Origin of the sequence: Leptospira perdikensis (genome assembly GCF_004769575.1) — a bacterium.
In the GTDB taxonomy this organism is placed as follows: Bacteria; Spirochaetota; Leptospiria; order Leptospirales; family Leptospiraceae; genus Leptospira_A; species Leptospira_A perdikensis.
The window spans coordinates 91220-111154 of sequence record NZ_RQGA01000003.1 but is presented as its reverse complement, the minus strand read 5'-3'; the positions used below and the strand labels follow the sequence as shown (position 1 = coordinate 111154).

Sequence of the window (19935 nt, the reverse complement as noted above, 5' to 3'; positions counted from 1 at the left end):
TAATTTAGGGCAGATGACCGAGGTGTCAAATGCCCTATTCGTTTTTTCCAAAATATAATACCAATCGCAAACCAAACCTTCTATCGTCGGATGAATTCAGTTTTAGGACACTTATCATTGAAGGGGGGATTTATACGCAATACAGATATCCAATCCGTCTCGGTGAATATCCGTTCAGCAGAAAAGAAACAATAAATAGCAGTTATGCGAATTGCGGATATTTCCAGTTCCTTATGTTTGGTATGGATGGTCAAGCTTGGGGAAATATGCGTAGTGCAGATATTTCCGAGAATGTGATCTGGTGTAAAAAAACGATCATTCAATATATAGTGAATTCGAAATTTTCCTTTGTTCCTTTATATCTATTTCTAGCCTTTTTCCTTTTATTTTCCCTTCCTGTTTATAGCCAAACACAAGGTAGTGAACCGACTTTGGTTGTGGCTCCGATCCAAGGTCCCATCAATACAGAATTCCAAGAATTTGGTCCGACGATGACACCTGATGCCAAAACTTTATATTTCTATTCGAAACGTTCGAGTAAGGGTTATACGGAAATTTTTAAATCAGAACGAAAAAAAGATGGGACTTGGGATTTTCCAGAAGAAGTGGATATTTTGAATTCTCCTTTTGATGACCAAAGCCCATTTATCTCTCGCGATGGAAAAACTCTTTTGTTATCCTCAAATCGAGATGGATCCGTAGAAGTAATGTTACCTGATGGGAAAGTCGGAATTTCTAGAGACTTATATGTTTCTAATTGGAATGGAAAGGAATGGGGTAATCCAGTCGCTTTGCCAAGTCCCATCAACACAGAGGAAATAGAAGAAAATCCACATCTCCTAGGTGATACTTTGCTTTTTACAAGATATCCCTTTGGTAAACCTAATCTTGCAAAAGTGTATTACAGCCAATTCAAAGATGACAAGTGGTCTACACCAAAACTTTTGCCTTCGCCCATTAATGATAATTATGCGACCATTGCTGCAGCTTTTAATGATGATGGTAGTATTTTGTTTTTTTCCTCGAATCGTCCAGGTGGTTATGGCGGATTCGATTTATACATGGCAAAAATAGATGGAGAATCCTTTAAGGACATTGAAAATTTAGGGGCGCCTATTAACTCGAGTGAAGACGAAGCATATATTGTTTTCCAGCAGGTCAAAAAAACATTTTTGTTTTGTAGAAGAGTGGATGGAAGGTCGTTTGATCTCTTTACGGCTTCTATCCCGAAACAAGAAAACATCGTACAAAAGAAACTGGAAGAAACCAAAAAAATTTCTTTGGATTCCGTTTATTTCGAAAGAGCCTCCTCTGTATTGAAACCAGAATCTTCGGTACCTTTGGATGCTATTGTTGATTATCTGCACGAAAATTCGGATAAAAAAATGAAAATTATCGGCCATACAGATCTAACAGGAACATTTGAAGACAACATGGTTCTCTCAAAAGAACGAGCGGAGTCCGTTAAACAGTATTTAGTCTCTAAAGGAGTGGATCAGAAACGTTTGGTAACAGATGGAAAAGGACCAACACAACCTATGGTTCAAGGAACAGATGAGGCATCGTCCAAAAAAAATCGAAGAACAGAATTTGTACTGATTGATCCTTAATTTTTCCTTGCCCTTTCTATTTCCGAAGAAAAGGTAATGGGGATGTTGCTTCTTCTCCGGATCCATTATTTTGGGTTTGTTTCTTTTTTAGTATTTTTTTTGTCTGTTTCTCTTTCGGGAGAATCAAGTCAGGTTTTAGAAAAAATTAAAAAGACAAAAACTCTGACTGTTTCCGTAAATGAATTTTACGATCCATTTTATATTGAAAATCCAAATCCCAATTTTCCAGGATTAGATGTAGAGCTCGCCCAAGAGTACGCTAAATTTTTAGATGTGGATTTGAAAATCATCCCACTCCGAACCTTCGACCAACATGCGAGGATGTTGGAAAAGGGTGATACTCAAATTGCGATGGCAGGACTTTCTTCTTCAATCAATCGTTTTAAAGATGTGTATTTCTCTGACCCTTATTTGATTTCGACACCGGCAGCACTAGTCAACAGAACAGCACTTCCTCCAGAACCAGAGGGACAGATTGTGACTGTTCAGTTGTTTAGAAATTTAAATGACCTAACAAATATTACGGGAATTTCTTATTCGGTACTAGCAAATAGTTCCAATCACCAGTTCCTTAGAGATGCTTTCCCAAAAGCACAAATTTTCTCTTATTTTACAAATGAAGCGGCTTTAAACGAACTAAAGAAAAATAATGTAAATGCGTTCGTTGCGGATTCGTTTTACATTCAGGCACTTTTACAAAAAGATTCTTCACTCAGGGCCAATTATCTTCCCATTCTAGGAGTGGTTCAGGAAGATCATATTAGTATGGCAACTGCGAAACGAGATGTAGAATTTCTTTATAACTTAAACTTCTTTATCAAAGAACTGAAACGTACAGGGAAAATTCAAGGTTTGATCAACAAATATTTTAAATCCAACCAATGGGTTAAAAAAGAATAAACTCAATGGTATTACGAAATTTATTTTTCTTTAGTTTAGTTTTTCTTTTGATTCCTCAGAGTATTTTGTTTGCGCAAGAAGAAGAATCTCAAAGAACCTTTATGAATTTTAATGGATCTTTTCGCGTCCGTGCTACGAACGTAGGTCGCGATGTTTTATTAGAAAGAAAAACGCCTATAACACCAATTAACAATTTAGAAAAAGAAAATACGGAGCGCCAACAAGCCGAGCAACAAACCATACAATCGGATTTAGAAAGAAGACAACAAGGATTACCTAGTCAAATCACGCGAAGAAAAGAAGACGTGAGTTATTACGATTCACGTTTTTTGTACAATATGAGTTTTTCCGCTAACAAATATGTGGAAGGCGTTTGGGGGATGCAAGTTGGTGATATTCCCTTTGGTGGAAAAGGACTTCGAGCAACTGGTCCCGATGGTTTCGATCCTGGTTTGGTTGGTCCCGGTTCTGGTGGAGAAAGAGGACGAACGGCCGCAGTCAATGTCCAAACAAACTTTTTATATTTAAACTTTCGCATCCCTGAATCGGGATTATTTATTAAGGTAGGGCAACAACTTTTTAGTTCTGCCCAAGGCCGTGTTTTGTTTTCTACAGGAACGGGTGTTAGTATCCTTAAAAACTTTCAGTTTTTACGTTTGTCCTTGGAAGGTGGGATTTTGCGTGCTCGTGACCAAAGTTTTATGGACGTGGATAAAAACGGATTTGCTGATAAAAATTACCAAAGTTCCAATATCTACTACAATCGATTAAAGTTTGAATATTTTCGTAATATCCGAAATGAAGTGTATGCTTATTTTTTAGATGATAATGATAAATCTGATAATGAAACTGCAAGACTTGCTTGGTATGGCATGCACAATGAATTTAATTTTCAAAAGTTTTCATTTATTGTTCATGGAATTCTGAATACAGGAACTGTAAAAAAACTTCGCGCTGTAACTGATACCAACGATGTCACTATCTACAATACAACCCAAAGACATTTTATCAAAGGGGGAATGTATGATTTTCAATTTACTTATCGTTGGAGTGAGTCACTTAACTTTAATTTGATTGCTCTAGGAACTACAGGAAGACCGGGATATGACGAAAAAGGTCATGAAGCGAACTTAAAAGGTAATGGATACCGAACTTTAGCTCCCGGGTTTTCCATTTCGAACATTGCGACCGACTTCACAGGTGGTTATGCTTTATTTAATGGTTCTAGTTTTTCTGGATTGAATGAATACGGTTTTTATTCCAACATCATTGCTTTTGGTCCTTACCAATTTACCTTGGGTTACTACCAGTTATGGGCAACCAAATCACCAGAGATCCGAATTAATCGCGAGTTTAGCGAACTTAACGGATACAGAACTTCCACTTATATGGGTATGGAATATAATTTTAACATTCGCTATAACGTTACTTCTGATTTTCAAATCATCTTTCGATCTGGTTATTTTGTCGCGGGTGATGCACTTTTTGTACTATTAGACTCTAAATATGGAAGAGTGCTTCGGGAAGCATTCATCGTATTTGAACATCGATTCTAATTTAACTACAAAGTTGAATTTCTATTCTAAATTATAGAAGTTGCAGAAAGTTAATAAAACTTTCGCATAATATTAATTAAAGAGTTAATCTAGACTTAATTGCTTTGCCTAAAGTGTATTGGTCAGAATATTCTAAGGTTCCACCAATGGTGATCCCATGAGCAATTCTAGTGATTTTAATTTCCATAGGTTTGATGACTGTGGATAGGTAAGAGGCCGTCGCATCTCCCTCGAGGGTAGGATTGGTTGCAATAAGAACTTCCTTGACCGCACCTTCTTCCAAACGTTGCAACAGTTGGCGAATCCGTAATTGGTCAGGACCAATCCCATCTAACGGAGAAATTGCACCATTCAATACATGATATTTGCCCACGTATTCTTTTGTGTTTTCAATGAAGAAAATATCTTCTGGTTGTTCGACAACGCAAAGGATTGCATTATCTCGTCTATCTGACAAACAAATAGAACAAACTGAATCCTCAGTAAGGCCACCACATTCATCACAAAATCGTAATTTGGCTTTCGCTTCTTCGATATTTGAGAGCCAAGCTCGAAAGGAGGAAGGATCCATTCTTAGAATGTGGAATCCGATTCTCGTTGCACTTTTTTTTCCAATACCAGGAAGACTAGAGAATGATTGGATTAGTTTTTGGAATTGTGGATCAGACAGGTGGAAATCCTCCATCCTTTTGCATTTGGTTGAAAACGCCTTCGAAGTCACTTGGATTGAAACCAAGAACATTTTTCATTTCATGAGCCATAGTTTCTTTGGCTTTTCTCTGTACTTCGTTTGTTGCAGAAAGGATTAGATCTTCTAACATCTTTTTATCATCAGCATTGAACATAATGGGGTTGATGTTAAGATTGGTAAGAGTTCCATCAGCGGTTGCAGTTACTTCCACCATTCCTGCCCCAGCCGAAGCAGTGACGCGAATCTGAGCAAGTCGTTTGGAAAGCTCTTCTTGTTTCTCTTTGATGTTCCCTAGTTGCGAGAAAGCTTCTCGCATTTGTTTCATTTGATCAAAAATTCCCATAGTACCTTTTGGACTTATAAATTCTTAAATTGGTTAGGGTCTACTTCCATACCGGAAAATTTTTCTTTCAGAAGTTTTTCCATATCTTCGGCCGCTGCTGGACCTGATGGCATAGGTTTGGGTGTAGCGACAGGATTTTGTTGTGTTGCAGGATTTGGTTTACTCTCTAGTTCTATATTTGGCTTTGATTTTTCAGCCACAGGTTGTACTGGTTCTGATTTTGGGACAGCAGGTGTCGCAACAGGCTCAGTTTGTTTTTTTACCGGTTCCAAATTTTCCGGAAGATGAGAAATATCACCTTGGACAAGTTTGGTGAGTTCCGCGATTTTTGCTAACAGTCCAGATACACTAGGTTTTTCGCGATCCAATATCAATTTACGGAATTGAATTTCCAAATACACCTTCATCTCGTAGGAACTGCGAAGTTTCATTAAATTCAATTTTTCATGAACAGAAAAAATTCTTTCAGCGAGTAAAACTAAAATCTCACGATCTAAATCGCGATAATTTTGTTTTAGTTTTTGTAAATCTTCTTGGGGAATGTTGATCGATTCTCTATCGGCTAAATTGTCTTTAATGAGGAGGAGGGAATTCAAAAATTCTACGAAGTCCCAAACGAATTTACTGAGATCAATCCCAGCTTGGAAAAGATTTTCAAGTGTTTCAAATATTTGTGCACTTTGTGCGGAATCTAAGAGTTGGTTTAAAAAATCGGTAAAGGTATCAATTCCATGATATCCAATCATTTTTCGAAGTTTGGCGCCAGTAAGATTGCCATCTGTAAAAATAACGGCTTGCTCCATAAAGGACAACGTATCTCGTACGGAACCATCACCTTTTTTTGCGATCCAGAATAAACCTTCAGAATCGTATTTTAAATTTTCTTTTTCACAAAGAGTTTCGATGTAGTTTTGTAAAACCGTTACAGGAACTTTTCTAAAATGAAAGTCTTGGCAACGAGACAGAATTGTCTCCGGAATTTTATGATACTCGGTAGTTGCTAAAATAAAAACAACATGAGCCGGTGGTTCTTCTAAAGTTTTGAGTAGAGCATTAAACGCAGCCCCACTGAGCATATGTACCTCATCCAAAATATAAACTCTGTACTTTCCACCCATCGCATTGAATTTTACATTTTCCCGTAATTCGCGGATATTATCAACACCGCTATTGGAAGCTGCATCGATTTCAAACACGTCGTTTGAATTTCCTTTTGTAATCTCCAAACAAGATGTACATTCGTTACAAGGTTCTACTCCATCTGGTCTCTCACAGTTCAGACGTTTTGCCAAAATTCTTGCAATGGTGGTTTTACCAACACCACGAGGGCCTATGAAAATATAAGCATGGCCAATCTTTTTTGATTTAAATGCATTTTGTAAGGAACCAACCGCAAGGTCTTGGTAAATCACGTCGCGAAAGAATTGGGGTCTGTATTTTCGAAAGAGTACTTGGTGGTTTTCGCTCATGTAAGTTCGTTTCTCGAGGGGCTATGAAATGAAAAATTTGTGAATCACTTTGATCTTGGAAGTTCGTATGGTGGAGGCAATGAAATATTTATCAAGGTGATAGATATTTTCTTCTGAAACTGGAAAACAGAACACGAAGCCTAGTATTACGATTTGGAGAGATTTCCAATGAGTTCAATTCAGAGTGGAGATTGAACTAAGGATTGGAAAGGAAGTTGGTGTAAAACCTGGCGGAGAGACCGGGATTCGAACCCGGGGTGCTTTTGGCACACATGCTTTCCAAGCATGCACAATAGACCACTCTGACATCTCTCCAATGGTTTCTACTGGCTTCCATAAAAAGAAACGGTCGTTAGAATTCTACCTTTTCTCTTTGAAAAAACTCAGAAATTCAAATTTTATGTGGGATCTTGGAATGAGTGTACACTTGGGAAAGTGATTTAGTAGATAAATGGACTCAGTTGTGTAGGAAGAAATTCCTTCCCCAGGCTTTGCCGGAACAAAATAAACCACTTCTGGAATTTTTACTCGTAAGATAGCACCAGCACAAAGGAGACATGGTTCTAAAGCAGTGATTAAAACGCAATCAGTGAGATAGCGGCCTTCCGTTTTGGAAAGTGCTTCTTCAATAGCTAGGATTTCACTATGCTTTGTAGGGTTTAATGTTTGTTCGACGGAGTTAAAAGTTTTGGATAAAAGAATGCCGTCTTTTGTAAGGATTTCAGAATAGGAAGGGATTTCGTTTGGATGGTTGGAAACTGCTTCCGAGTATCGTTTTAGAAACGAGTCGAATGCTTCCACGTGCGCCCAAGAGGATTTGAACCTCTAACCTTCTGATCCGTAGTCAGATACTCTATCCAGTTGAGCTATGGGCGCAATGAATGCTTGAAGCACTTTTACCCAGTCCAAAAGAACGGGTATCTCTATGGTTTTTTTCAAGCGGATGGAGTAAATCAAAAATCCAGAAATTCCTAGATAAAGTAGTACGGAAAGTAGATGGATGGTGGCAGCAAAATAGAGTCCGACAAAAGGGAGAATGGAAACCGCTTGGGCGAATAATAACCCTAACAAGAACAAACAAGTATTAACTGCGGAGTACAAACAAACCATTACAAAGTTTGGATTGTTTCGTTTCCAAGTAAATACAGGGACCCACGAAAAATACAAAGGTAAAACAGCAAAAATTTTTGCAGCTTCATCAGTGACTAAGTAGGCCTGTAATTTTTGTAATTTGTCTTTGATTTGAGTGGTATTCATGACGGTAACAACGGAGACGCAGGGATTCGAACCCTGGGTACGATTGCTCGTACGACGGTTTAGCAAACCGCTCCTTTCGGCCACTCAGGCACGTCTCCAGCGACTCGGAGAAGGTAGGATTCGAACCCACGGTGGGATTACCACGACGGTTTTCAAGACCGCTGCTTTAGACCACTCAGCCACTTCTCCAAGAGTACCTATCCGTTATGTTAAATGCGAGTGCAGTGTCAAATGAATATTCAATGAATGGTTCTAGAGAATGGAAAAGTTGCGTATAAAACTAGAAAAGTGGGTGAATGGTGGCTTTTGTATAGCGCATCATGAGGGACATGCCGTCTTTGTTGAGGGTGGCATTCCGGGCGAATTGGTAGACATAAGTCTTTATAAGACCGGAAACAAAGAATGGTTTGGATCTGTTTCCGAAGTCATCGAAGCTTCCGATCGAAGGACTCCCTCTGATTGTTCCGTTTTTATGGAATGTGGTGGTTGTAGTTACCGCCATATTTCCTACGAAGACGAAATCAAAATCAAAACATCACTTTTGGAAGGAATGTTCCCGCAGTGGAAATCTAAAATACAAGTATTCATCGGGCCAGAGAACGAATATCGAAACAATGTGCAATGGCAATCTAATGGAAAAGAAATTGGATATTTTGCAAAAAATAGCCACAGGGTTGTGAACGAATCTCAATCTGTTTGTAAAACTGTCGATAAACGATTGTTATGGGATTCAATACCACAAGGGCTGAAAAAATCTGTATCCAAACAAAAATCCATCCAACTCAGGCTTTCTTCAAAATCGGTTGTGAATTATGAAAGAGACCAAACAGAAATTAATGTTTTTAACACAAAACTAAAAGTTCCCGAAAGAGGTTTTTTTCAAATCAACAGATTTCTTTTGGAACCTTGGCTTGAAAAAATCAAAACCCTCTTACCCGATTCTAGTGAAATTTTGGAATTATTCTGTGGATGCGGAACCATTGGAATTTCCATACGGGAAAGAATTGCTTCTCTTTATGGAATCGAATCACACGAAAAAAGCATTCGTTATGCAAAGGAAAATGCCAAAACCAACAGTGCTTTGATGTTTGAATATGAAGTCAGTGATTTGTATCAAAAACATTTACCGAAACATACTTCGAAATATCCAATTTGGATTGTGAACCCGCCAAGAGCCGGCCTAACAGAGGGAATCATTGAATCGGCTTCTATGTTTTCTCCGAAACAAATTGTATATTCTAGCTGTAATCCAAGTACTTTAAAAAGGGATATTACTAGATTAGAAAAGATAGGATACCGATTACAGTATATGGGTTTATTTGATTTTTTTCCAAGAACGCAACATTATGAAGTACTTGTGAGTTTAAAAAAATAACAAATGACTCAACTCACAAACAAAAATCTGTGAGTTGGATCTTTACCTAAATTTAGGTTATTTTTCCTTTGTTGTGATTTTGAAAGGAAGGTAAGCCGGGCAGAATCCAATAGCAGAGGTTGCAATCATCACAAGGCCAATCACAAAAAGAACAATTGCTGTTGTTCCTTCCACGACTCCACTTAAATACAAACCACCTAATACCAATCCGACGACTACACGAATGATCCGGTCATAAAGACCCATATTTTGAAACATATCCACTCTCCTTAAAGTAGATTGGACGAAAAATTCTCTTTGGATTTTTTATTTATTTTTTTCTAACCATTCTAAAATCAGCTTGGTTACCTCTTCTCTTTTTTCCCAATGAAGGAAATGTCCCGCATGATCGAAACCAATTTTACGAAATCCACACGGAAAGTCAGTTTCATCTAACAAATGTTCAAATAAATTTTTATGAAAACAACCATCATTTAAACCGTAGAGAATTTGTGTGGGAACAGTAATTTGTGAATCTAAAATTCCTAAAATACTTTCTCTACCTGATTCGGTGAATAGGTCGTTTAAATTTCGATAGTAGGCTAGGGCCGAAGATAAAATTCCTGGATTTTGAAAGTTGGCTTTAATCTCTGCTAAATGGTCTTGGTTGGGAGAATATCCGGGCGACCAATCTTTCCATAAATAGTCAACCAAAGCAAATCCATTAGAACGAATGGTAAGTTCTGCCAAAAAGGGAATTTGAAACAAAACCACATACCAAGAATGAATGGTTTGTTGGGGTGCCCAAAGAAAAGAGTCTTGGTATGTACGTAGCAAGGGGACACCAAGACTTGTGATGGATTTAATTCGGTTAGGGTAGTACATTCCGGCCGCAAATGCAATCACGGAACCCCAGTTGTGCCCTACCAAATGTACTGAATCCCATCTGCGGTCTTCCATCCAGCCAAGAATGTCATCCACGAGATCTACTACATGTAATTTATGGGCATGAGAAATTGTTGAAGGTTCGTACCCTCGCATAACGGGTGCAATGCACTGGAATCCTTTTTTGCCAATTTGTTCCATAATGGGAGCAAAGGTTTTATGATTATCGGGAAAGCCGTGTAGGAAAAGAACGGGATCGCCTGATCCTGTTTCTAAAGTGGTAAATACGCTGGATAAATTTCTAATTTCCGAGTGGTGCATTGTTTACCAACTTTTCTTTTTTATAGGTTGTTCGAAAGAATTGTAACACAATTTCCCTTGTATCCAAGTCCTTACTTAAGTATCCGTATTGTTTTTCATTTTGGTAATAAAATCCATTCGGCCAGATATGACCACCATTAGGGATCAAATATCCCTCTACTTTTTGGTCCGATTGACAATCGGTAAATTGAGTATATTGAATGTCTCGTTTCCAGAATTTGTTTAAATGTCTTTTTTGAGATTTTATTTCTTCTTTGCATGAGAAACTAGAACTCCAAAATTCTAATGATTCCAAATAGGATATCACATCTCCTGCTGGAATTCTTTTTGCATTGGGGCTTGAGTCAGACGGAATGGAAACAGTCCCACCTTTATATGGTACTACGTCATCCGAAGTTCCCATAATGAATCCAATTGATTTTTGTGGAGGGGGATTACATATATCTTTTAAACCCTTAGAAGTTACCGCTGCTATCGAATATCCAGAACTAAATAAATCGTCTGCTTCGCATAACAAGCGCTGTGTCATAAAACCACCGTTGGAAATACCTGCCACATGAATACGGTTATAATCAATCGGAATTTCTTTATCGATAAAACGAATCATGTCCCGAAAAAATTCTACATCATTTGTATTTCGTTTGTCTGTTAAGGAATGTGGGATTTTTCGTCCATCATTCCAACGATTGGCATAACCATCTGGATAAACGGCAATAAAACCATACTCTTCTGCTTTTTCTGACATTCGAGTTAGATAAATCATTCCTTCGCCGCTACCTCCTCCGCCGTGTAAAAGAAAAATCACAGGTAGACGTTTTTCGTTAATTTGTTTGGGTACGTAATAACGAAAAGTACGTACAATCCCATCCGAAGAGATTGATTCTAGTTTATGTTCTTTTACTGGTACAATCGATGGAAGGGATTTACAAAAAAAGGAAAAGGAAATCATGACAAGTAGTAGATATCGTTTTTGATTAGTAAAGATCCAATTCATAGAAACAAAGATTCATACCAAACAATAGTTTCTCTTACTTTAGGGTCACCTTCGAGTGGATAGTTTGGATGGAATTCTTTATCTACGGTCGGATCATAGGGCCCCGACTTTCCTTCAAAACAAACAGCATTCTCAGACAAACAAACCAAACTATGCCATACACCCGGTTGTAGATCAATTCCTCGTTTGGGACCAATGGCTGAAAGTTTATGAGATTCTTTGATCTCTCCATTTTCTTTAAAAATTAAAAATCCAATTTCACCTTCGAGAACCACAAAAGTTTCTGGTTTTGGATCCGACAAATGTCTGTGAGGTGGAATGTATGTATTTTTTGAAAGAACGTTGAGAAACCTTTGGTAGACTTCCTGTTGTTCATGGAAGTTATGATTAGTACGTTTTCTTTCGGCGTTTTGAGCTTTTTTTACGAGGGTTCCGATTAAGTCGGAATCAATGAGTTGTATTTCCTGCAAGTTGACCTTCCAATTCCTGCTCGATGAAGGCTAACATATCCGGAACACAAGCCGTACAAGTATCAGCCGCTCCCATCTCGCGGGCGACTTCTAGTATAGGGCGATTGGATTCTTTGACAACATTTAAGATAGATTCAAAGAAAACTTCTGCACAGTGACACTTGATCATGGTTCTGAGAATCAGTCTCTAGGTATCTAAATGGTACGACAAGAATTTTTTTTGAGCAGATTAAGGCAAATTTCCTAGAATTCCAGAAAATCTGCCTAAAATTCTCTAATTTTTTGGTTTGAGGAGTGGTTCGTAGGTTTGGTTCAGAGTTTCGAGGGCCGATTTCCACTGAAAACGTTTGGCATTTTTTTCACCCAAAACTTTTAAAACACTGAGTCTTTTAGAATCTTTCAATAGAGAGAGCAATTGGTTTTGGAAGGAATCCGAATCTTTGGGATCAAAGGCTTCGTAACTATTTCCTAAAACTTCTGGTAATACGCTGGCGTTAGATGAAAAAACCGGTGTTCCAACACTTTGGGCTTCCAAAACAGGAAATCCAAATCCTTCAAAGAGAGACGGATAGAGAAATAACCTTGCTCCTTGGTAAACAAGAGGAAGTTCCGCGTAAGGGAGATGGGATAAAAAATAAATTTGATTAGGATGTTTTCTTTGGATTTCCAAAAACTCTTCTGGGATTTCTCCTTTGAGACCACCCACCACTAAAGGTAAGGAAAGTTTTTGTTTTTCCCAAAGTATTTCTAAATTGGATAATAAAAAAGGGAAATTCTTATGTGTTTTTCCAATTCCTACAGTAAACAAATAGGATTTTGGAAGGTTATGTTTTTTGATAAATTGAGAAACTTTTGTTGTTGGTTGTTTCGAGAAGTTTTGTAAGTCGATTCCGTTGTAAACAACAGTAACTTTATCTTTTGGATAACCGAAACTTTCTACCAAATCCTGTTTGGTGTATTCCGAAACAGTAATGATTTTACGAGCAAACCATTTGATCCAGCGAAAGACAATTTGCATATACACTCGTTTGACGAGAGAACTATGAGCCGTTTTAAAATGATAAGGAATGAGATCGTGAATGGTAACAATACAATTACGAATGTAAGGAAATGGGATATTGAAATGAGGGATGTCTAAAAGATCCATTTCTGCCATCCGGCGATGACCTAAAAATTCTTTAGGCGAATAGATACTGGTTTTGTATTCAATGATTTCTGCGTTTTTGGGGAGGTCATATTTTTTTAAAACGGTGGGGTCACCAAAAATAAAAATATCAGCTACCTTTGCCGGAATGGGCCAAAATTTTAAAATATGTTGGATACGAATTCCAATCCCCGAATTTTCGATCATTCGTGCATCGTAACCTATTTTCAGCCGCATTGGATCTAAATTATGTCCTTTAGAATTAAATTAAAAAAAGGAAATGTGTCTTTTCCTTATCAGTCAAGTCTAGTCAAATTGGTAGTGAATATTCTGCATTCATAATTTGGACGGCAGGATCACAGGGAACTTATCTGTAAAAGGAATCAGATGGAAAACTTAATCGAAGAAATCCTAAAACAAATTGGTGAAGATCCTACTAGAGAGGGTCTCATGAAAACGCCCAACCGAGTGAAAAAGGCTTATGACTTTTTAACTAGTGGGTATAAAGCCGATTTGAACCAAATTGTGAACGGAGCTATCTTTGAAGAGAATACAACAGGGATGGTTCTCGTAAGAGATATCGAAATGTATTCCTTATGCGAACACCACTTACTTCCTTTTTACGGAAGGGCTCATGTTGCCTACATTCCTAATAAAAAGATTATTGGAATCAGTAAAATTCCAAGAATTGTAGATGTATTTGCGCGTCGTTTGCAAGTTCAGGAACGCCTCACAGACCAAATCGCGCAAGCCATCCAAGAAACATTGGATCCTTTGGGTGTGGGTGTTGTCATTAAAGCAAAACATTTATGTATGATGATGCGCGGAGTAGAAAAACAAAACTCAGAACTATTCACTTCCAGTCTACTTGGTCTATTCAAAACTGATCCCACTACCCGGAGTGAGTTTTTAGATTTGATCCGAACCGGTTCCCACTAAGTTCATTTTTTAAATCCAAATTTTCAGATTCATGCTGGACTTTTTTAAAAAAAAGTTCAGCATTCTTTCTCTAGAGGGAACCAATGCCGAAAGAAAGAATCGTGGCACCGTCCAAAGACTTCGCTAAGCTTGCGAACGTTAGTTTAAAAGAATACAAAGCCAAATATAAAGAATCCATTGAAAAACCCGAAAAATTTTGGGCTGAACAAGCAAAACGCCTAACTTGGTTTAAAAAATGGTCAAAGGTTCTCAAACATGACTTTGCCAAGGCAAAAGCAGAATGGTTTGTTGGTGGGAAACTCAATGTTTCTTACAATTGTTTAGACAGACATTTAGATTCTCCTTTAAAAAACAAAGCCGCACTCATTTGGGAAGGGGACAACCCTGATGAATCCAAAGTTCTTACCTATCAAGACCTCCACCGCGAAGTGAATCATTTTGCAAACGTTCTAAAAAAATTCGATGTGAAAAAGGGAGACCGGGTTCTCATTTACCTCCCCATGATTCCAGAACTTGCCATTGTGACTCTTGCCTGTACTCGCGTGGGTGCTGTACATTCTGTTGTTTTCGGTGGATTTTCTCCTGAGGCACTTCTTGGTCGTATTGAGGATTGTAAACCAACACTGGTGATTACCGCTGATGGTGGGTATCGAGGTGGTAAACCCATTGAGTTGAAAAAGAATGTGGATGTTGCTTTGGATGAAACTAAAGTTAAGGTAAAAGATGTAATTGTTGTTAAGCGAACAGGCGATGAAGGGAATTTAAACTGGAAAGAAGGTAGAGACCATTGGTATCACTACTTGATGAAAGACCCGGACATTAAAAAAGAATGTGCGCCTGCAGTTATGGATTCGGAAGATCCGCTTTTTATCCTTTATACTTCCGGTTCAACGGGAAAACCAAAGGGAGTTCTTCATACAACCGCTGGATATCTTCTAGGTGCTAATCTTACGTTTGCGACCATTTTTGATTATAAAGAAACAGATACTTACTGGTGTACGGCAGATATAGGTTGGATTACCGGTCATAGTTATATTCTTTATGGACCTTTATCGAATGGGGCCACTTCCCTTATGTTTGAAGGTGTACCTAGTTATCCCGATGCTGGTCGGTTTTGGGATGTGATTGATAAATACAAAGTCACTGTATTTTATACAGCTCCAACGGCCATCCGTGCACTTATGCGAGAAGGTATCGATCATATTAAGAAAAGATCACTTAAGTCTTTGCGTCTCCTCGGTTCTGTAGGGGAACCCATTAACCCCGAAGCTTGGGAATGGTATTATACCAATATAGGAAAATCTAAATGCCCGATTGTGGATACTTGGTGGCAGACAGAAACTGGATCGATTATGATCTCAGGTGTTCCAGGAGCCATTCCACAAAAACCAGGTTCAGCAAGTTGGCCATTCTATGGAATTTTACCTGTACTTGTAGATAACGAAGGTATAGAAATCAAAGGGAAAGGGGAAATTTCGGGAAACCTATGTATTGCAAAACCTTGGCCTTCTATGATGCGAGAAGTGTATGGAGATCCAAAACGTTTCTTCGATACCTACTTTTCTCAATTTAAGGGTTACTACTTTACGGGAGACGGAGCCAATAAAGATAAAGATGGATACTTTCGCATAACAGGAAGAGTCGACGATGTCTTAAATGTTTCGGGCCACCGAATTGGTTCTGCTGAAGTGGAAAGTGCTCTTGTAGAACATAAATCTGTAGCCGAAGCCGCAGTAGTGGGATTTCCACACGATATCAAAGGCCAAGGGATTTATGCTTATGTTACCGTGAAACAAGGTGTCACAACAAACGATGCATTGAAGAAAGAACTCATCGCCATGGTAGAAAAAGTGATCGGTAAAATTGCAAGACCAGAAGTCATCCACTGGGCACCAGGACTACCGAAAACTAGATCAGGGAAAATCATGCGCCGAATATTAAGAAAAATCGCCAATAACGAATTTGATACTTTAGGAGATATCAGCACACTTGCCGATCCATCCGTTGTACAGTCGTTAATTGATGATAAGAAAAAGTTCCATAGTTAGTTTTTTTTGGTGTTTGTTGTTCTATAGATCTTGTGGGAGGGCAGAAAAAACTCCCATCACCCGCAAGAATTCTTGTTCTTCAAATTCCATATCTCGATCTTTTAATCTTTGGCGATAATCATTGGCCTTTGCCGTATCTCGTTTAGAAAACCAATGAATACAAAACAGTAAATACTCTCTGTTTTTACGATATGTACTTTGGTGGTTTTCTAACTCTGTAGCTGTGATTTTTTTTTGGTTTTGGAAGTCTTTGACAAGGGAATCAATGGCAAGAGTATCTCTATCTTTTCCAAGATTCGCATAACTTTGACGAATTAGAAAAAGAATTTCACCAGCGTCCGAGTCAGGATAAAATTTTAATAAATTATAAAACCCACGACGAAATAAGGACAAAGCTTCTAAATATCTTTGTTTCTCCTGAAGATACACTCCGTAACGTGTGAAGTATCTTGTTTCAGTTAAAAATACAGTGGTTGTCCATTGATAAGCCTGTTCTAAAAGTTCGGAATTTCTACCCCTTCTTGCAAGGATTAAGGTTTCATACATCCCTTCTTCTCTTGGGAAATAAACTAAATACCGTAAACTCAAATCATCAGCTTCTTTCCATTTTTTACTTTTGATATTTTTTTGAAGGCTTGTTTGTAGTGCCTCTTTTTCGGAAAGAAAAGTTTTGTCTGATTCTAATATTTGAATATAGGATTCGTAATCGGATTCCAATCCAAGTTGTCTGGATAAGATGGCTGCTGTATACAATCTGTACTTTGCATTTGGTTTTTGTTCTAAGTAAATTTTGGTATAGAACAAAGCTTCTTTAGGTTTTCTTTCCTTTTCATAAAAATCAGCAACATAGAGAACTAAATCTAGTTGGTCATTTTTCTTTTTGATGGATTCTTCATAGGCGTGGATTCCGTCGAAGATCTGCCCCAGTTTTATATGAGCTCTTGCAGATAAATTGTAATATCGATAGTCTGGATCTGGATTTATTTCTTTGGCTTTGATGAGAAAATCGAAGGCTTTGGCAGGAGTTTCTTGGATAATTTTGTCCTCAGCCATACGTAATAGATCTTCATAACCGTACAAAGCCTTAACGGGGTTCAGAACCTCTGTTTGTGCTAAATTTGGACTGGAAACCAGAAATAGACTTGTTACCAGAACACCAAATTGCCATATTCTCCTAGACCGAAGTATCATCTATGGATTCTCATCGGTCATCTTCTAAATAATCTTAGAAATTCAAATAAACAATCTCAAAGAGGATCTCATGAATGTAGAGTTAATCATCATCGTCATGGCACTAGTTTCCATAGTCACGGCGATATTCTACGCGGCTCGGGTGGTTCGCATCCAAGTGGGCGCAGGCGGCGGCAACGAAAAAGAAACCGCTAAATTGAAAGAAATCTCCGCTGCGATCGCAGAAGGGGCCATGGCCTTCCTTCTCAGAGAATACCGAGTCATATTACTATTTATCAGTTTCATGACGGTTCTCATCTATTTACTTTTGGATAACCCAAAAACTGAATTCAACGAAGGTATTTATACTGCCGTTGCTTTTGTTTCCGGTGCCCTCATTTCTTGCCTTTCTGGTTTTATTGGAATGAAAATTGCGACTGCTGGTAATGTTCGCACTGCAGAAGCCGCAAAAACTTCTCTTTCCAAAGCTTTCCGCGTTGCTTATGATTCTGGAGCCGTAATGGGTTTTGGTCTGATTGGTCTTGCTGTTCTTGGTATGATTGGACTATTTCTTCTATTCACAGGAACTAATGTCGGTGTAGCTAAACACATCCTTATGGAATCACTTGCTGGTTTTGGTTTGGGTGGATCTTCCGTTGCGCTTTTTGGTCGTGTGGGTGGTGGTATTTATACCAAAGCTGCCGATGTTGGTGCTGACCTTGTTGGTAAAGTAGAAAAAGGAATTCCAGAAGATGATCCTCGTAACCCAGCAACCATTGCTGATAACGTAGGAGACAACGTAGGTGATATTGCTGGTATGGGAGCTGACCTTTTTGGTTCGGCCGCGGAAGCAACTTGTGCGGCTTTAGTGATTGGTGCGACAGCATCAGCTCTTGCTGATAATAACTCTGCTTTGCTTTACCCACTTTTGATTTCTGCTATTGGAATTCCAGCTTCCCTCATCACTACTTTCTTTGCTCGCGTGAAAGAAGGTGGAAATGTAGAAAAAGCTCTCAAACTCCAACTTTGGATTTCTACATTCATCGTAGCCATTGCACTTTATTTTGTAACTGACATCTTTATGATCGATAGTTTCCAAATCGGAGACAAAACCATCACTAAGTGGAATGTTTTTACTTCCGTCGCATTAGGTTTGTTTGCTGGTATGTTTATTGGTTGGATCACTGAGATTTATACTTCTCATTCTTACAAACCAGTACGTGAAGTTGCTGATGCTTGTGAAACAGGTGCTGCGACGAACATCATTTACGGACTTGCTCTTGGATACAAATCCACTGTGATTCCAGTGATTTTACTTGTGATCGTAATTGTTGTTTCCAATATCCTTGCGGGTATGTATGGAATCGCGATAGCCGCTATTGGTATGATTTCCACTATTGCCATTGGTCTTACGATTGATGCTTATGGTCCAGTGTCTGATAACGCTGGTGGAATTGCAGAAATGGCCGAACTTGGAAAAGAAGTTCGTGATCGAACTGATAACTTGGATGCAGCGGGAAACACCACTGCGGCCGTTGGAAAAGGTTTTGCGATTGGTTCTGCAGCTCTCACTTCCCTTGCATTATTTGCTGCCTTTATCACAAGAACACAAAATGCTTCTAAGGAATTGGGAGAAGGTGCGATTGATCTCACTTCTATCGAACTTTTGGATCCTTTGGTTTTTGGTGGTCTTCTCTTTGGTGCTATGCTTCCATTTATCTTTTCTGCAATGACAATGAAGTCTGTAGGAAAAGCTGCTCTTGATATGGTAAAAGAAGTTCGTCGCCAATTCAAAGAGATCCCTGGTCTTATGGAAGGAAAAGCAAAACCTGAGTATGCAAAATGTGTAGATATTTCTACTTCTGCTGCTCTTCGTGAAATGATTCCTCCTGGTCTTCTCGTTCTTCTTAGTCCGATCGTGGTTGGATACTTGTTTGGTGTAAAATCACTCGCTGGTCTTCTTGCCGGTGCCCTAGTTTCTGGTGTGGTTCTTGCGATCTCTTCCGCTAACTCTGGTGGAGCATGGGATAACGCTAAAAAATACATCGAAAAAACAGCTGGCGGAAAAGGTTCAGAAAAACACAAAGCTGCGGTTGTAGGTGATACAGTAGGAGATCCATTTAAGGATACTTCTGGTCCTGCGATCAACATTCTCATCAAATTGATGGCGATCACCTCACTTGTGTTTGCTGAATTTTTCGTAACAAAAGGTGGAATCATTTTAAATTTCTTTAGATAAGAAATCTAATTTGAGATCACAAAAGTCTGGTGGAGAGTTTCTTTAGAAGTTTCCACTAGCACTAGATTCAATTTTCCTTCATTGGAAAACATAGAGAGCCGGCGGAAACGTCGGCTTTTTTTATAAGGTTGTAAAACTGAAACTTGTGTTTGTGCCGAGAGTCAGTCCAAAGATCGATTGGATGTTTTGGTTTAGTGTGATGGTGTAAGTGGTTCCGGTTGTCAGCGCACTTGCCGGTGTCAGGGTAATCGTTCGGTTGGAAGCACCACCACTAAGACTGGGACAAGATGGAGAACAGCTGATATTTGTATTAAGGGAAGTGGAGTCGAGAGCCTGAGTCATTACAATGGTAATGGTAGGAGTCAGTGAAACCCCGGTTGCCCCATTCGTTGGGTTTGTTGATTCAATAGTGAAAGTTGAGGAAGTTTGTGTGACCAGTGGTAAAACAAGAACTCCCAAAAGGGAGGGATTTGGTTCTGGAATACAAGCCAGGGAGGAAAAAAGAAACAAAAATAGGATTCGAATTTTCTTCCACATAGGCATAG

Annotated in this window: 20 protein-coding genes and 4 tRNA genes; 8 read left to right on the top strand and 16 right to left on the bottom strand. The window is 38.7% G+C overall.

Annotated elements, in window-relative coordinates; translation table 11 throughout:
* Positions 1-29 precede the first annotated feature (29 nt).
* The 3 genes from EHQ49_RS01820 to EHQ49_RS01810 are packed head-to-tail and all read left to right on the top strand — an operon-like array spanning position 30 to position 4066.
* Positions 30-1610, top strand: coding sequence for an OmpA family protein (locus EHQ49_RS01820; protein ID WP_135575786.1), 1581 nt, complete (start codon positions 30-32; stop codon positions 1608-1610).
* A gap of 42 nt (positions 1611-1652) precedes the next feature.
* Positions 1653-2510 (top strand): substrate-binding periplasmic protein, encoded by an 858-nt coding sequence (locus EHQ49_RS01815; protein WP_135575784.1) that lies wholly within the window; start codon positions 1653-1655, stop codon positions 2508-2510.
* A gap of 5 nt (positions 2511-2515) precedes the next feature.
* Entirely contained in the window at positions 2516-4066 is a 1551-nt protein-coding gene (locus EHQ49_RS01810) for a hypothetical protein (protein ID WP_135575782.1), read from the top strand.
* 76 nt (positions 4067-4142) lie between these two features.
* On the opposite strand, the gene recR is transcribed toward EHQ49_RS01810, so the two are convergent.
* The 6 genes from recR to EHQ49_RS01780 form a co-directional block, all read right to left on the bottom strand.
* Entirely contained in the window at positions 4143-4751 is a 609-nt protein-coding gene (gene recR, locus EHQ49_RS01805) for a recombination mediator RecR (RefSeq protein WP_135575780.1), read from the bottom strand.
* On the bottom strand, positions 4729-5094 hold the full coding sequence (locus EHQ49_RS01800; protein ID WP_208732171.1) for a YbaB/EbfC family nucleoid-associated protein: 366 nt from the start codon (positions 5092-5094) through the stop codon (positions 4729-4731). Before EHQ49_RS01800 ends, recR begins: the two co-directional genes overlap by 23 nt.
* A 20-nt stretch (positions 5095-5114) precedes the next feature.
* Positions 5115-6569 carry a DNA polymerase III subunit gamma/tau gene (gene dnaX / locus EHQ49_RS01795; protein ID WP_135575776.1) on the bottom strand — a complete coding sequence of 485 codons (1455 nt, stop codon included), beginning with the start codon at positions 6567-6569 and terminating at the stop codon, positions 5115-5117.
* Between the two features lie 228 nt (positions 6570-6797).
* Positions 6798-6884 (bottom strand) — tRNA-Ser (locus tag EHQ49_RS01790).
* Positions 6885-6929: 45 nt separating this feature from the next.
* Positions 6930-7370: a nucleoside deaminase gene (locus EHQ49_RS01785; RefSeq protein WP_135575774.1), complete on the bottom strand. Its 441-nt coding sequence runs from the start codon at positions 7368-7370 to the stop codon at positions 6930-6932.
* Between the two features lies 1 nt (position 7371).
* Positions 7372-7445: transfer RNA gene (locus EHQ49_RS01780), tRNA-Arg, on the bottom strand.
* A gap of 160 nt (positions 7446-7605) precedes the next feature.
* Here EHQ49_RS01780 and EHQ49_RS18710 point away from each other — a divergent pair.
* Positions 7606-7782, top strand: coding sequence for a hypothetical protein (locus EHQ49_RS18710; RefSeq protein ID WP_167482979.1), 177 nt, complete (start codon positions 7606-7608; stop codon positions 7780-7782).
* Between the two features lie 55 nt (positions 7783-7837).
* Here the strand turns inward: EHQ49_RS18710 and EHQ49_RS01775 are convergent.
* Together EHQ49_RS01775 and EHQ49_RS01770 are read right to left on the bottom strand one after the other, a co-directional pair.
* Positions 7838-7924, bottom strand: a tRNA-Ser gene (locus EHQ49_RS01775).
* Between the two features lie 7 nt (positions 7925-7931).
* A tRNA-Ser gene (locus tag EHQ49_RS01770) sits at positions 7932-8015 on the bottom strand.
* Between the two features lie 70 nt (positions 8016-8085).
* On the opposite strand from EHQ49_RS01770, the gene EHQ49_RS01765 reads away from it, so the two are divergent.
* Positions 8086-9201: a class I SAM-dependent RNA methyltransferase gene (locus EHQ49_RS01765; RefSeq protein WP_135575772.1), complete on the top strand. Its 1116-nt coding sequence runs from the start codon at positions 8086-8088 to the stop codon at positions 9199-9201.
* Positions 9202-9258: 57 nt separating this feature from the next.
* Here the strand turns inward: EHQ49_RS01765 and EHQ49_RS01760 are convergent, their stop codons facing one another.
* The 6 genes from EHQ49_RS01760 to EHQ49_RS01735 all read right to left on the bottom strand — a co-directional run bounded on the left by EHQ49_RS01760 (position 9259) and on the right by EHQ49_RS01735 (position 13231).
* Positions 9259-9459, bottom strand: a complete 201-nt coding sequence (locus EHQ49_RS01760; RefSeq protein WP_135575770.1) for a YgaP family membrane protein — start codon at positions 9457-9459, stop codon at positions 9259-9261.
* Positions 9460-9507: 48 nt separating this feature from the next.
* Complete coding sequence (locus tag EHQ49_RS01755; protein WP_135575768.1) at positions 9508-10386, bottom strand: alpha/beta fold hydrolase; 879 nt, start codon at positions 10384-10386, stop codon at positions 9508-9510.
* Positions 10367-11380 (bottom strand): CE1 family esterase, encoded by a 1014-nt coding sequence (locus tag EHQ49_RS01750; protein ID WP_135575766.1) that lies wholly within the window; start codon positions 11378-11380, stop codon positions 10367-10369. Before EHQ49_RS01750 ends, EHQ49_RS01755 begins: the two co-directional genes overlap by 20 nt.
* A complete protein-coding gene (locus tag EHQ49_RS01745) occupies positions 11377-11850 on the bottom strand; it encodes a WbuC family cupin fold metalloprotein (protein WP_135575764.1) in 474 nt (157 codons plus the stop codon). The genes EHQ49_RS01750 and EHQ49_RS01745 overlap by 4 nt, the downstream gene beginning before the upstream one ends.
* Entirely contained in the window at positions 11828-12019 is a 192-nt protein-coding gene (locus tag EHQ49_RS01740) for a (2Fe-2S)-binding protein (protein WP_135572767.1), read from the bottom strand. The genes EHQ49_RS01745 and EHQ49_RS01740 overlap by 23 nt, the downstream gene beginning before the upstream one ends.
* Before the next feature lie 105 nt (positions 12020-12124).
* Positions 12125-13231, bottom strand: a complete 1107-nt coding sequence (locus tag EHQ49_RS01735) for a glycosyltransferase family 4 protein (protein ID WP_244241300.1) — start codon at positions 13229-13231, stop codon at positions 12125-12127.
* A 150-nt stretch (positions 13232-13381) separates the two neighbouring features.
* On the opposite strand from EHQ49_RS01735, the gene folE reads away from it, so the two are divergent.
* Positions 13382-13933: a GTP cyclohydrolase I FolE gene (gene folE, locus EHQ49_RS01730; RefSeq protein ID WP_135575762.1), complete on the top strand. Its 552-nt coding sequence runs from the start codon at positions 13382-13384 to the stop codon at positions 13931-13933.
* An 83-nt stretch (positions 13934-14016) separates the two neighbouring features.
* Positions 14017-15981, top strand: coding sequence for an acetate--CoA ligase (gene acs, locus EHQ49_RS01725; RefSeq protein WP_135575760.1), 1965 nt, complete (start codon positions 14017-14019; stop codon positions 15979-15981).
* A gap of 21 nt (positions 15982-16002) precedes the next feature.
* Here acs and EHQ49_RS01720 read toward each other — a convergent pair whose 3' ends face one another.
* Positions 16003-17172 carry a tetratricopeptide repeat protein gene (locus tag EHQ49_RS01720; RefSeq protein ID WP_135575758.1) on the bottom strand — a complete coding sequence of 390 codons (1170 nt, stop codon included), beginning with the start codon at positions 17170-17172 and terminating at the stop codon, positions 16003-16005.
* 70 nt (positions 17173-17242) lie between these two features.
* Here EHQ49_RS01720 and EHQ49_RS01715 point away from each other — a divergent pair, with 70 nt between their 5' ends.
* Positions 17243-19390, top strand: coding sequence for a sodium-translocating pyrophosphatase (locus EHQ49_RS01715; RefSeq protein ID WP_135575756.1), 2148 nt, complete (start codon positions 17243-17245; stop codon positions 19388-19390).
* A 120-nt stretch (positions 19391-19510) separates the two neighbouring features.
* On the opposite strand, the gene EHQ49_RS01710 is transcribed toward EHQ49_RS01715, so the two are convergent.
* The gene (locus EHQ49_RS01710; protein ID WP_167482978.1) at positions 19511-19933 is read right to left on the bottom strand and encodes an Ig-like domain-containing protein; all 423 of its coding nucleotides are present in this window, start codon (positions 19931-19933) and stop codon (positions 19511-19513) included.
* Positions 19934-19935: the final 2 nt, after the last annotated feature.